We start from the raw sequence: 12,950 nt of genomic DNA, 5'->3' as shown, positions 1-12,950 counted from the left end.
AAAGGGACTCAAACTGACAGAATGTCAAAATGATTCCCAGCGACGGAGTAATTCCCCATGACTGAATTTGCTGACCTCGCGGCAAAATCTGGCCTAAGTCAAAAGCAAATCGGCGAAGAGTTAGGGGTTTGTGAGCGCACGGTTCGTCGCTACACTGAAGGAGAAACTTCTCCCAAGACGCGAGATTTGAATGTGCTGCGCGGCTTGGCAATGGTCCCAACGACATTCACCGAAAGCAATCAGACACCGGCGTTCAGGTTCATTGACCTTTTCGCCGGCATTGGCGGTTTACGAAGGGGTTTCGAAGCAGTAGGCGGAAAGTGCGTCTTTACCAGCGAATGGGACAAGTACAGCCAGAAGACCTACCGGGCCAATTTTCCTGAAGACGATCATGAAATTTCGGGCGACATTACAGAAATTGAAGCGTCAGACATTCCGGCACACGACGTCCTGCTCGCAGGCTTTCCCTGCCAACCTTTTTCCATTGCCGGTGTTTCGAAGAAAAATGCCCTCGGCCGTGCTCACGGCTTCGATTGCGACACGCAAGGGACACTGTTCTTCGACGTCCAGCGTATTATCGCTCACCATCGCCCGAAGGCCTTCCTGCTGGAGAATGTCAAGAACCTGGTTAGCCACGACAAGGGACGAACCTTCCAGGTCATCAAGTCGGTTCTGAAGGACGAGCTGGGCTACCATATCGACTGGAAAGTCATTGATGCAAAGGCTTGGCTTCCCCAGCATCGCGAGCGCATTTTTATTGTCGGTTTCAGAGAAAACTGCGGGTTCTCGTTTAGTGATTTCGATGTGCCGGATGTAACCACTGGCCCAAGACTCGGAACGATCCTTCACCCCGAAGATGGGGAAGAAGCTCCCGACCACCATTTTACCGGTGGCAACATCGGCAATGTCTCGGACAAGTACACCCTGACTGACAAGCTCTGGGCGTACCTGCAGAACTATGCCGCCAAGCACAAGGCCAAGGGCAACGGTTTCGGCTTCGGCCTCGTCGGTCCCGAAGACGTCGCGCGAACACTTTCCGCGCGTTATTACAAGGATGGCTCGGAAATTCTTGTGAAGCGCAAGAACGGAAACCCGCGTCGACTGACACCGCGTGAGTGCGCACGCCTGATGGGATTCGAAGGGCCGAGAACACAGGATTTCAAAATACCGGTGTCAGATACCCAAGCCTATCGTCAGTTCGGAAATTCGGTCTGCGTTCCCGTTGTAGAGGCGGTTGCGAAGCACATGGAACCCCATATCAAAGCCATCCACCGGAAAACCGAACAGGCAGCCTGATTTGGCCGATATTGTCGACAAGGCCACAAGATCCCGGATGATGTCCGGGATCAAGGGCAAGGACACAAAACCGGAAATGATTGTACGCCGCGCCCTGCACAAGGCAGGGTTCCGCTATCGACTGCATGTCAAGGATCTGCCCGGTAAGCCGGACATTGTCCTGCCGAAGTACAAGACAGTGATTTTCGTGCACGGTTGCTTTTGGCACAAACACGATTGCAAGTATTTTAAATGGCCCAAAACAAGACCTGACTTCTGGAAAGAGAAGATCGAGGCGAACGTCAGAAGGGATCGGGCTTCTTCGAAACAGTTAGAGAACACCGGCTGGAACGTTTTAACAATTTGGGAATGCGAACTTCGAAAAGAAAATCATTTAGATACCTTGGGGAAACTCATCCCAAAAATCGGTTGTCACGATGCCATCTAAGGGCATCGGAATGAGCAATCAATGGACCGACCGGACTCACTAACGTGTTGCCTTCCAATCGCTTTACAAGTTCACAGTTTACCGACCTAGTGGCGAAAGTGGACACGATTATCTCGAAGTCATCATCGATTGAAAAAAGGCCTTTATCAAAAGCCCAATGTACATCCTTTCCCAAAAGGAGGCCGTTTCGAACATCATCCGAACCACCTGACTCCACCGGCACAATATGAGCAGCGTCCAAGTTGACTAGACCATCGGGTGTTTCCAACAATTCACCCGAAGCCATGCAAGATGTTCCGTAAGCCCGAATGAGGTTTTTTCGAAAAGCAGAATTCCGCGCTTTTTTCCTCATTGGCGTCTCCAGCACCGGTCGTTCATTGTCGAAGAGGGCAAACTCCCCAGCACTCAAAGCTTCAATAGCATCTTGTGCACTTCTAATATCCCTATTGCTTACGGGCTGGGGCAGGCCGGGAACGACCCCCCATCTTTCCGTCGGGTTTTTATCAATTATTTCCTCGTATTCAGCAGAACCAGCTCGCAACAACGTAAGCATCATGAGATCCGGCTTTTCCGGATCCCTGGAAAAAAGAACCATGTCTTGCGGATTAGCAGCATTTCTTAGCGGGCCAAGACTGTTGGTCAGACGGCGCTCCGGAGATCTTTTTCCGCCCCACGTTTGATATTGGTATCGGGTTTCCACCCTCGCTACAGAATGCCCATCAACCACCAGCTCGGCTGCTACCGGAACATCAGCCGTGGGACTCTCGGATGTAATTGTGCCGACTACGTCCGGAAAGAAGTCTTCTATTGCGGCGGGAATGACGATACCAGCTTGGTGACCTCGGGCTGCACCAGTGTCATTTGGCGCAAGTATTTTATAAACAGGGGTATCAAACATGCCTTACTAGATTGCACATGCATTTTACACAATCAACTACACCCCATATCCTGACACCCTTCTGTCAGGAAGGTGCATATCTGCGTTGCCAATGCGGTGCGGCCCCTTTTCTCGGATGCTGACTCGGCCCATATTGCAGGCATGAGCAAAAAGACCGCCTCCCCCACCGACAAGGCTCCGGAAACGCCTGAAAAAGAAGGCTTCGGTGAAGCGCCGCAAGCCGCGTTAGAGGGCGCGCCCCTGTCCGGCAGCATCTCCGACTGGGCGAAGGAAATTGAAGAGGAAGCGGCGAAGCCTGTTCCGAAGGCCAAGAGCTCCGGCGCACATGAGGACACAGAGGATCAGGCCGAACGCCCGCAAGGCCGAACGGCAGCCGCCCGGTCAGGGCGCGCCCGCGCAGCCGATGCGCAAGGCGCATCTGGCGTGAGCGCAAGGAAAAACAAGTCCGCCAAATCCACCACAGCCCGCTCGGCCCGCGGCACCTCCATGGGCAAGGCGGACAGTGCACGTGAACGAGCCTCTGGCGGCCTGAACCCGGTCGCCGGACTGGACATGTCCCTGGAGGAGGCGGAACAGCTCGAGGAAAAGCTCAAGCAGCACAAGAAGGACAACAAGAAGAAGTCCGCCGCCGACGGCCGCTATGGAGACCTTGGTGGCAATCAGGGCGCAACGGCCACCGTTGAAGCGCTGGCGGCGCTGATCGAAAGCGGGGACCCGCTGATCAAGCATGGTGAGGAATGGGTGCCGCACCGCCCGGAACGGCCGGCGAAATCCGAAGGCGGGGTGCCGATCACCCTGGTGTCGGATTATGAGCCCGCCGGCGATCAGCCAACCGCCATTGCGGATCTCGTCAGCGGCATCGCGACCGAGGATCAGACCCAGGTTCTTCTCGGCGTCACCGGTTCGGGCAAGACCTACACCATGGCCCAGGTGATCCAGCGCACCCAGCGCCCCGCCCTGATCCTGGCGCCGAACAAGACCCTGGCCGCCCAGCTCTACGGCGAGTTCAAGTCGTTCTTTCCCGACAATGCCGTCGAGTATTTCGTCTCCTACTACGACTACTATCAGCCCGAAGCCTACGTTCCGCGGACTGACACCTACATCGAGAAGGAATCCTCGATCAACGAGCAGATCGACCGCATGCGCCACTCGGCCACGCGCGCTCTGCTGGAGCGCGACGATGTCATCATCGTCGCCTCGGTCTCCTGCATCTATGGTATCGGCTCGGTCGAGACCTATACGGCCATGACCTTCGCCATCGAGGTCGGCGAACGCATCGACCAGCGCCAGCTGATTGCCGATCTGGTGGCCCTGCAATACAAGCGCAATGACGCCGCCTTCCAGCGCGGCACCTTCCGGGTGCGTGGCGACACCATCGAGCTGTTCCCTGCCCACTATGAGGACACAGCCTGGCGCATTTCCCTCTTCGGCGACGAGATCGAGCAGATCACCGAGTTCGATCCGCTCACTGGCCAGAAGTCCGGCGATCTGAAGTCGGTCAAGATCTACGCCAACTCCCACTATGTCACGCCGAAGCCGACCCTGAACCAGGCCACCAAGTCGATCAAGGCGGAGCTGAAGCAACGGCTGGAGGAGCTGAACGCCCACGGCCGCCTGCTGGAAGCCCAGCGGCTGGAACAGCGCACCATGTTCGATCTGGAAATGCTGGAGGCGACCGGCTCCTGCGCCGGCATCGAGAACTACTCGCGCTATCTGACTGGCCGCGCGCCGGGCGAACCGCCGCCCACCCTGTTTGAATATCTGCCTGACAACGCCCTTGTCTTTGCCGACGAGAGCCATGTCACCATTCCCCAGATCGGCGCCATGTACCGGGGCGATTTCCGCCGCAAGGCGACCTTGGCCGAATATGGCTTCCGCCTGCCGTCGTGCATGGACAACCGGCCGCTGCGCTTTGAGGAATGGAACGCCATGCGGCCCCAGTCCATCTGCGTATCGGCGACGCCGGGCAAGTGGGAAATGGAGGAAGCCGGCGGCGTCTTTGCCGAACAGGTCATCCGCCCCACCGGCCTGATCGATCCGCCGGTGGAGATCCGCCCCGCCACGTCCCAGGTCGACGATCTGCTGGGCGAAGTGCGCGAGACCGCCCAGAAAGGCTACCGCACCCTGGTCACCACCCTGACCAAGCGCATGGCCGAGGATCTGACCGAATATCTCCACGAAAACGGCGTGCGCGTGCGCTACATGCATTCCGACATCGACACGCTGGAGCGGATCGAGATCCTGCGCGACCTGCGCCTGGGCGCTTTCGACGTGCTGATCGGCATCAACCTTCTGCGCGAGGGCCTCGACATTCCCGAATGTGCCCTGGTCGCCATTCTGGATGCGGACAAGGAGGGCTTCCTGCGCTCCGAAACCTCCCTGATCCAGACCATCGGCCGTGCGGCGCGTAACGTCGACGGCAAGGTTGTGCTCTATGCGGACCGCATGACCGGCTCCATGGAGCGGGCGATTGCCGAGACCAACCGCCGCCGGGAAAAGCAGCTCGCCTACAACGCCGAGCACGGCATCACCCCCGAGAGCGTCAAGCGCTCCATCGGCGACATTCTGGAAAGCGTTTACGAGCAGGACCATGTCACCGTCGAGGCGGGCTTTGCCGAAGAGGGCAACCTGGTCGGCCACAATCTCAAGGGCCACATCGACGATCTGGAAAAGAAGATGCGCGAAGCTGCCGCCGATCTCGACTTCGAGACCGCTGCCCGCCTGCGCGACGAGGTGAAACGTCTGAGGGAAACCGAACTGGCCGTGGCGGACGATCCCCTCGCCCGTCAGGAAGCGGTGGAAGACAAGTCCGGCGGCTACCGCGGCACCAAGAAATTTGGCGCCGGCGGCTCCCTCGACGGCGCCAGTGGCAAGAAAAAGGAAACCGCCAAGGACCGCGCGAAAGCGGCAAAGGCCAAGGGCGGAGCCAGCACAAACCTGTCAGGGGAAACAGCGCCCCGAGCCGAAGGCTCGCAAGGCCGACCGGCCGCCGCGCCTGATGGCGCGCCCTCGCGGAGGACAGAGAGCGAAAGCGACCACTCGTCCGTGAGCGAGACGACCGGCGAAGCCGGCAAGGGCAAGCGCCCGTCGCCCGGTCAGGGCGCCCCCGCGGAGGCTGGCGCGTCAGCGCGCTCAGCCGCGAGCGATACCCAAACCTCCGTGAGCGCTTCAAGCAAAGTCCGCAAGAACACCCTGGACGAAATGACCGTCGGCCGCACGGAAGTGCCGCTCGCCAAAGGCCCGCTGCCGACCAAGCCCCTCGATCCGGCGGATGATGCCAAACCCCTCATCCGCGGCAAGATCGGCGCAGGCTCCTACGAGGACCCGACCGATGAAAAACGCCGGCGGGGACGACCGAAGAAAAGCGGGCGTCCGGGGCGGTGAGTGGAGTGAAGCTTAGGCTGTTCCAGCCTCGCGGCAGAAACGAGTCCGATGGTGCATATTTCGGAGGCACCAAGGATTTCCAGTTATGAATTCAACACCGTCGCAATAAAAAATATCACTGTCGTCTGTGAAGAAATACATACCATTTTTTTTACATATTTCCGCACAGATAAGATCAGCATAATCAGCGCGCCCAAGGCGAGCCATCTCGAAGGTCTTCACAACATCAATAAAATCGTAGTTTTTAATAACCTCAAGCTCGTCAGAAAAATTAGAGACAGATTCGGTTATTATTTCAAGAATGTGCCTAAATGAATCTGTCTTCCGATGTTTTTTCAAGTTATCTATTTTAGGATCATCTTCTTTTTCCAAATTATAATGAATTTTTACAGATCTACTAAAATACTCATCCAAGCACTTCTCGGTTACAAATAGCTTATTATTCTCAAAAAGAGAATAGTAAGCATTTGAGTAACCCTTTACTCTATGATCTCCTTGAACAGGACCATCAATAAAAAGTAAAATGTTGGCATCAACCAATATTTCTTTCCCACGAATTTCAGAGCAAACATCAATATCAATCACTGACATCAAACATCACCAAGTGTGCGCTCAACCACTTCGCCATATCTTTTTCGATCAGAAAAATACTGCTTCGCACGATCATTCACCATCTTAAGACGTGAAAGGTGCCAAGCTTCGGTATCTCTAGGCGGAAGCATAAAGGATTTAATTTCAGCTTCAGTAAATTCACCATAAAGCTGTCCGACCGCAGAATTCAAAAAAGCGGTCGTCATCCGAGTAATCCCTGAAAAGGACAGCGCGATGCGATTTCCCTTTTTTATATTAGCGTAGATTTTATTGTATACTTCCGCTCCCAGAGCGCTTGTAACGCAAACACCCGAGCCTGTAATTTCAGTAATCCGAATAGTTATGTCAGCCATTCTGGTCACCAGACATTGTAGCGATCAGCTTGGGTGGTAAGCTCATAGGAATTTTCATCATTCGTATTGACCTCAACAGTCACAACTGTACCAGGGTACGACCACGGAAGCGTTTTTTTTATAACATTTTCTTCTTTTTCCATCCAGTATCCATCACCAGAGACGACGACGAATTTCCCCCCATTAAGCTTTACAAATCCTCGAAGAATTTTGAGGCCTAACCCGCCCGGAATATCTCCGACCCTGGTGGTATTAGTGTCCTTCAAAGCCCACTCGATAGCGTCCTCAGCGGTAATATCCTTTCCGAACGCTTTTTTATACGCACCATGCATACCAATTCCGCCATCAGCAACGCTAAAATCTAACCGCTCCAACCTCGGATAAAATTGTCCGCATGCATAAACTAGGGTCTCGATGTGCGAGTGAATAGAAGAATTTACAAAAACCTCATCCAAGCCCTCATAGATTTTTGCCCTTAGGGGCTCCGTCATCTTTGGCAAATTGAATTTCGCCAAATATTGCCGCATGTAATTTGAGTATTTCACGCCATCATCTTTACTAAAATTTTTTAGTGGCACAACCGTACCGCCTGCTGAAATACTTTCAGAAAAAAACAGACCATTTCGCTTTAATATATCTTGAATTCGGGGCGAAGCGCCTGAAAACACAACACTATTATCCTTCGATTGCAGTTTCTCAATCACACATATTACAGCGGACGCCAAATTGGCATCAATCCACTGTACTTGCGAAAAATCTAAAGCGAGATTTTGATTTTCAAAGCCCTCAAGCAACGCAAACCAGCGAGCAATTTCTTCAAAGCCTGATGCGCCAGTCCTGAGCTGAGCCCGAGAAAGTACAGAATGCAAAACGTCTTCCCACCACAAAAGCACAATCTTTAGTTGATATGATATTATGGCCAATCACATTTGGCCAATTAGAATTCTGGTTGCCATATCTTTTCAAGGCTTTGAATTGACCGCAATTGGTGCCCTACCCTACCCCCGACGGCCTTCCCGGACGCAGCGCAAGCGCAGATCCGGGACCCAGTACGCCGCAGTCGTACGGCTCATGCTCGACCGCTCGCAGCCAGTGGATCCCCGCACATGTCCACCTCGTGGGGCGGGGATGACGGCAGTGGGCGTGGCAGCGCGGTGCCGCTGGCAAGCCCCCCTCTGTCGCCTTGTGGCGACATCTCCCCCTCGAGGGGGGAGAGGACCCGTGGCGAGGCCTCCCCTCTCACTCCGTCATTGCCGGACTCTATCCGGCAATCCATGCCGCTTCGTATCCACGAGGCACTGCTTCAATGTGGGGTGAGGTCACGGAGTGGATCCCCGGATCGGGGTCCGGGGCAGGCCCCGGGTCAAGCCCGAGGATGACAACAGAGGGGACGATAGTCCTTGCCAAAAGCACAGCGGTCATCCCCGCCCTGTGCGGGGATCCAATCCACACAGCCGCATCAGCCAGAGAGTATGGCAACGCCGTACCCTTCCCCCGACTGCCTTCCCGGACGCAGCGCAAGCGCAGATCCGGGACCCAGTACGCCGCAACCTTCCCGCTCATACTCGAACGCTCGCAGCCAATGGTCTCGCATATGTCCACTTCGTAGGGCGAGGATGACGACCGTGGGTGTAGCAGCGCGGTGCCGCTTGCAAGCCCCCCCTCTGTCGCCCAACGGCGACATCTCCCCCTCAAGGGGGGAGAGGACCCGTGGTGCGGCCTCTCCTCTCACTCCGTCATTGCCGGACCTGATCCGGCAATCCATACCGCACCCTATCCATTCGGCACCGCGTAAGCGGGGAGCGAGGTCACGGTATGGATCCCCGGGTCAGGCCCGGGGATGACGACAGGGGGAGGATTGTCCTTGCCAAGAACACAACGGTCATCCCCGCCCTGTGCGGGGATCCAATCCACATAGCCGCATCGGCCAGAGGCGTGCGGCGACGCCGTACCTCACCCCCTTCGAACGACACAGATACCAATGGCTTCCCGATCAAGTCGGGGATGACGACAGCTGGAAAGGCGAGACTGTGCCTTTCCTCGCCGCGAAGGAAGCACCCAAAGGCAGGACAGGATCCCCGAGCAACCGTTTAAATTTGCGACGACACCTCTCATCTCACTCCGTCATCCTCGGGCTCGACCCGAGGATCCACTCCGTGAAGTCTCCGCCTAGGAAAGCTTCAAAGTCAAGAAACGGAAGTCAGCAGTTCAGATTCCCGCCGAGATCGAACCAGTCCGGGTTCATGACCTCGATCAGCTCGACTTTCCATGCGCGCGGCCAGTGTTTGATGGCCTTTTCGCGGGCAATGGCTTGAGGCGCGGATGGATGTAGCTCGTACCAGACCAAGCGTTTGACCGAATAGCGCCTGGTGAACTGCGATCCGGTGCCGGAAGTATGTTCAAGCAGCCGTCTGGGAAGATTGTTCGTCACGCCAGTATAAAGCGTGCCGCCTCTGCGCGTCGTCAGGATGTAGACCCAGAAGCGCTTCTGCATCCTGAGATAGGAAACGGTATGGATCCCCGGGTCAAGCCCGAGGATGACGACAGGGGGGAGGATAGTCTTTGCCAAAAGCACAGCGGTCATCCCCGCCCTGTGCGGGGATCCAATCCACATAGCCGCATCGGCCAGAGGCGTGCGGCGACGCCGCGCCCTACCCCCGACTGCCTTCCCGGACGGAGCGCAAGCGGAGATCCGGGACCCAGTACGCTGCAGCTTCATCGCTCATGTTCGAACGCTCGCAGCCAATGGTCTCGCATATGTCCACTTCGTAGGGCGAGGATGACGACCGTGGGTGTGGTTGCGCAGAGCCACTTGCCCCCCCTCTGCCGCCCAACGGCGACATCTCCCCCGCGAAGGGTGGAGAGGACCCGTGGCGAGGCCTCTCGTCTCACTCCATCATTCCAGACAAGTGCAGCGCAGCTGCACGCCGATCTGGAATCCAGCGTGTCAGGGCGAGCAGCGCGAGCACAGCTTTCAAAAGCCATGGACGCGCGAGCGCGAATGATCTCTGGATTCCAGATCTCCCATGCGGCGTTGCCGCAGGCCGTCTGGAATGACGGGAGGCCACGGATGGCGCGGTTTCCAAGTCAACGCGCGACCCCTCTGCATTTGCCCGCAATATCAGGCGCACCGAGCGGAGGCTTCTGGTCAGAACAATCCGGTCTCCGAAAGATCCCGCCACTCCGGGTTGCTTTCCTCAATGAGAGCGATCTTCCAGGCGCGATTCCAGCCCTTGAGCTGCTTTTCGCGAGCAATCGCGTCATCTATGCGGGAGAACGCCTCAGCATGGACGAGCCTTGTGACGCGATAGGTCTTTGAGAAGCCCTCGATCAATCCCTCGCGGTGTTCGTACATGCGACGAGGCAGGTTACTGGTCACGCCGATGTAAAGCGTTCCGTTTCGCTCCGAAGCAAGAATGTACACGCAGCCTGCCATCAAACGTCATCCCCTCTACTCATAATTCTACTCAGATTTCCAGATCCGCGCAGCTTCATCGCTCATGCTCGACCGCTCGCGATCACTGAATCCCACACATTGCGACCTAGTGGAGCGGGAATGTCGGCTGTGGGTGCGGCGACGATGGTGCGAAACACCCCTATCCCTCAAAACCGCAAAACTGGCTCCACTCAACGCATTGATCCGATTGCCCAAAGCGGAAAACCACCGTTTCTTATCCCCGTCCGCCGGGACTGGCGTAGAATGATCGTGTCTCCTGCGAACGGGACCGAGCTCGGCCGAACCATGGAAAGGCTGAACCCGGGGCGGGAGACCGGAGTTCCAGGTCAGGCCGAAAGGCTCTGGCCGGTGAGCTGCAGAAGCGGAGCGGCAGGCGGGTTCAGGCGCCGGGCACGCTCCGCAGCGTCGTCACAACTGGCAAGCCGGTGGCCTCACACCACCTCCGGGGCGCAGAAAAGGCGGACGGCCAGACGCAGCTCAATCGCCCCGGCACCAAGGGACGGAACCCCGGGCAGGCGCAAGGCCTTGTCAAACCAAACACCTAAAACCCCATGCGCGCGGCAAGGCCGTAGCGCCTGCCATCCCGTCTCTTTCAAGCGATCGAGACAGCAGAGAGACCCCGAAACGCCGAAGGCAAATGCCTTGCGGCGCTCCTGCTGCTGGTCCCGCGTCAATTTTCCTGATGATATCCGTTCAGATACAGCCCGCACTCGCAAGAGTGGCGCGCCACAACCTGCCTGCACGCAAATCGCGAGGCATATCCTTCGCCGCCATCCGCCGCACAGAAGATCCGGCAATGCATGCATAGATCCAGACGGAAATGCGCCTATGTGACAGAAGAGTGACCGGTTTCAGCCGGTTTTCTGTGAATTTCCGCCTTGAATGATCGCTTTTTGTCATGAGCCCCCTGCAAAAGGTTAAAAATGTATTAACGTTCAGACTGACGGTCGAGAACAGCGGCCGATGTTGAGTAAGGCAGGAGCTGGGAAATGGGACTTTTTTCGAAGACATCGCGGTCCGGAATGGAACAGGCCGCCGCACCGGAGGCCGCCGACGTGACAACAACCGATCCGATGCCCACCGTTGAAGCGGCCCCGGCCGAGACCTCCAACGTCAAGCATCTGTCTCCCTTCGCCCTGCAGATGCAGGAAAAGATGCATCAGCTCGACGGGCTGAAGTCCCGCCTCGGCGGCCTTGGCCAGGGCTTCGAACAGATGCAGGCAATGGCGACGGAATCGCGCAATTCCCTGCAGCTCCTGCAGGAGTTCGTCGAGGCTTCGCGGGTCCAGGTTGAAGCCGAGATCCGGCTAAAATCGGAAAACGCCAAGATTTCCACCGACCTGCTGGATGCCAACCACAAGCTGGGCAACATGAGCAACCAGCTGGAGGAAAGCCAGGCAGAGACGCACTCCCTGCGCAAGCGCCTGACGGAGACCCGCACGGCGCTGGAAACCGCACGCAACGAGCTGATCTCGATCCGCGACAACAACAAGAAGATCAACGAGGACTTCCGCGGCCAGAGCGGCGAGTTGGTCCTGGCCAACACGCGCGTCACCGAACTGGACGGCGAACTCGATGACCTGAAGGCGAAGTTCCGCACCCTCGAGGATCATTCGGACGCACTGCAGTCCAATCTGGACGAAGTCAGCAAGCGCGAGAAGGAACTGCAGCAAAACCTATCCGAAAGCGCCGCCCTGCTTGAGGAAGAAATCCGCAAGAACAATGTGGCCACCGGTGAGCTTGAAGCCACCAAGCGCCAGATGATCGACTTCCGCAATGACAACATCGACCTGAAGTCCCAGATCGACGTCGTCAACCAGGAGCTGGCCTATTCAAAGTCCCGCATGGAAGAAGAGCAGCGCAAGCACGACAACGAGGTCTATGCCCTCAACGCCGAGATCGAGAACCTCTCTTCGCAGCGCCGGATCGGTGCCCAGTCGTTGCAGGAAATGACCCGCGACAACCAGGTCATGAAGGAACGCAAGCGTGATCTGGTTCAGCGGATGCAGGAAATCGAGCACCTGCTGGAAAATGCCCAGAAGAGCCACGAGCGTGACCGCAACGAACTGGTCACGACCAATGGCAAATTGCGCGAGTTGAACCTGCGCTACAATTCCACGCTCACCGACCTCAACCACGAGCGCAACCAGAACCAGAAATATGCCGAGCGTCTGGAAGAGGTGATCGAGGAAAACAAGAAGCTGCAGAAATACCGCATCCAGGTCGACACCAGCAACGAGCAGATCGCGCAGCTCAAGGGCGTGATCAACAACTACCAACGCGCCATGGAAGGCCGCGGACCTGCAGAAGACCTTGGCCTCACCCGCAACTATGATCCCGCCGAGGAGGTCGGCCTGATCGAGGACGTGGTGGCCAGTGAGACGGTCAAAGAAACCACCGGCGAAACCGACGCGACCATCGTGCGCCTGCGCGACTGACCTCGGCATCGGCCGGAAGCGACAAGAGCACAGGATCGGCACACTCCGGTCCTGTGCTTTTTCTTTGAGGGCCGTTTCCGGCAAACCGGAGCCTCAGCCACTTTCG

Annotated in this window: 11 protein-coding genes; 4 read left to right on the top strand and 7 right to left on the bottom strand. The window is 56.9% G+C overall.

Features of this window, described 5'->3' with window-relative positions; all coding sequences use genetic code 11:
• Window positions 1-57: 57 nt before the first annotated feature.
• Entirely contained in the window at window positions 58-1,296 is a 1,239-nt protein-coding gene (gene dcm, locus ABJZ52_RS09145) for a DNA (cytosine-5-)-methyltransferase (protein ID WP_348191703.1), read from the top strand.
• A 1-nt stretch (window position 1,297) separates the two neighbouring features.
• Entirely contained in the window at window positions 1,298-1,723 is a 426-nt protein-coding gene (locus ABJZ52_RS09140; RefSeq protein WP_348191706.1) for a very short patch repair endonuclease, read from the top strand.
• On the opposite strand, the gene ABJZ52_RS09135 is transcribed toward ABJZ52_RS09140, so the two are convergent.
• Window positions 1,689-2,621 carry an HNH endonuclease gene (locus ABJZ52_RS09135; protein WP_348191708.1) on the bottom strand — a complete coding sequence of 311 codons (933 nt, stop codon included), beginning with the start codon at window positions 2,619-2,621 and terminating at the stop codon, window positions 1,689-1,691. The two genes, ABJZ52_RS09140 and ABJZ52_RS09135, sit on opposite strands and share 35 nt — an antisense overlap.
• 141 nt (window positions 2,622-2,762) lie before the next feature.
• Here ABJZ52_RS09135 and uvrB point away from each other — a divergent pair, with 141 nt between their 5' ends.
• Window positions 2,763-6,005, top strand: a complete 3,243-nt coding sequence (uvrB, locus tag ABJZ52_RS09130) for an excinuclease ABC subunit UvrB (RefSeq protein WP_348191711.1) — start codon at window positions 2,763-2,765, stop codon at window positions 6,003-6,005.
• A gap of 12 nt (window positions 6,006-6,017) precedes the next feature.
• Here uvrB and ABJZ52_RS09125 read toward each other — a convergent pair whose 3' ends face one another.
• From ABJZ52_RS09125 to ABJZ52_RS09100, 6 genes are all read right to left on the bottom strand, one after another.
• Window positions 6,018-6,596 carry a hypothetical protein gene (locus ABJZ52_RS09125; protein WP_348191714.1) on the bottom strand — a complete coding sequence of 193 codons (579 nt, stop codon included), beginning with the start codon at window positions 6,594-6,596 and terminating at the stop codon, window positions 6,018-6,020.
• Window positions 6,596-6,949 (bottom strand): STAS-like domain-containing protein, encoded by a 354-nt coding sequence (locus ABJZ52_RS09120; protein ID WP_348191717.1) that lies wholly within the window; start codon window positions 6,947-6,949, stop codon window positions 6,596-6,598. Before ABJZ52_RS09120 ends, ABJZ52_RS09125 begins: the two co-directional genes overlap by 1 nt.
• A 5-nt stretch (window positions 6,950-6,954) precedes the next feature.
• The gene (locus ABJZ52_RS09115; RefSeq protein ID WP_348191720.1) at window positions 6,955-7,818 is read right to left on the bottom strand and encodes an STAS domain-containing protein; all 864 of its coding nucleotides are present in this window, start codon (window positions 7,816-7,818) and stop codon (window positions 6,955-6,957) included.
• A gap of 1,331 nt (window positions 7,819-9,149) precedes the next feature.
• Window positions 9,150-9,533 carry a GIY-YIG nuclease family protein gene (locus ABJZ52_RS09110; RefSeq protein WP_348191723.1) on the bottom strand — a complete coding sequence of 128 codons (384 nt, stop codon included), beginning with the start codon at window positions 9,531-9,533 and terminating at the stop codon, window positions 9,150-9,152.
• Window positions 9,534-10,097: 564 nt separating this feature from the next.
• Window positions 10,098-10,385 carry a GIY-YIG nuclease family protein gene (locus tag ABJZ52_RS09105; RefSeq protein ID WP_348191725.1) on the bottom strand — a complete coding sequence of 96 codons (288 nt, stop codon included), beginning with the start codon at window positions 10,383-10,385 and terminating at the stop codon, window positions 10,098-10,100.
• Between the two features lie 452 nt (window positions 10,386-10,837).
• Window positions 10,838-11,080, bottom strand: coding sequence for a hypothetical protein (locus ABJZ52_RS09100; RefSeq protein ID WP_348208657.1), 243 nt, complete (start codon window positions 11,078-11,080; stop codon window positions 10,838-10,840).
• Window positions 11,081-11,395: 315 nt separating this feature from the next.
• Here ABJZ52_RS09100 and ABJZ52_RS09095 point away from each other — a divergent pair, with 315 nt between their 5' ends.
• Entirely contained in the window at window positions 11,396-12,844 is a 1,449-nt protein-coding gene (locus tag ABJZ52_RS09095) for a hypothetical protein (RefSeq protein WP_348191728.1), read from the top strand.
• Window positions 12,845-12,950: the final 106 nt, after the last annotated feature.

Origin of the sequence: Roseibium sp., from assembly GCF_039982295.1 — a bacterium.
Classification (GTDB): domain Bacteria; phylum Pseudomonadota; class Alphaproteobacteria; order Rhizobiales; family Stappiaceae; genus Roseibium.
The sequence above is the reverse complement of the archived record's forward strand: the minus strand, read 5'-3'. Positions and strand labels throughout refer to the sequence as shown.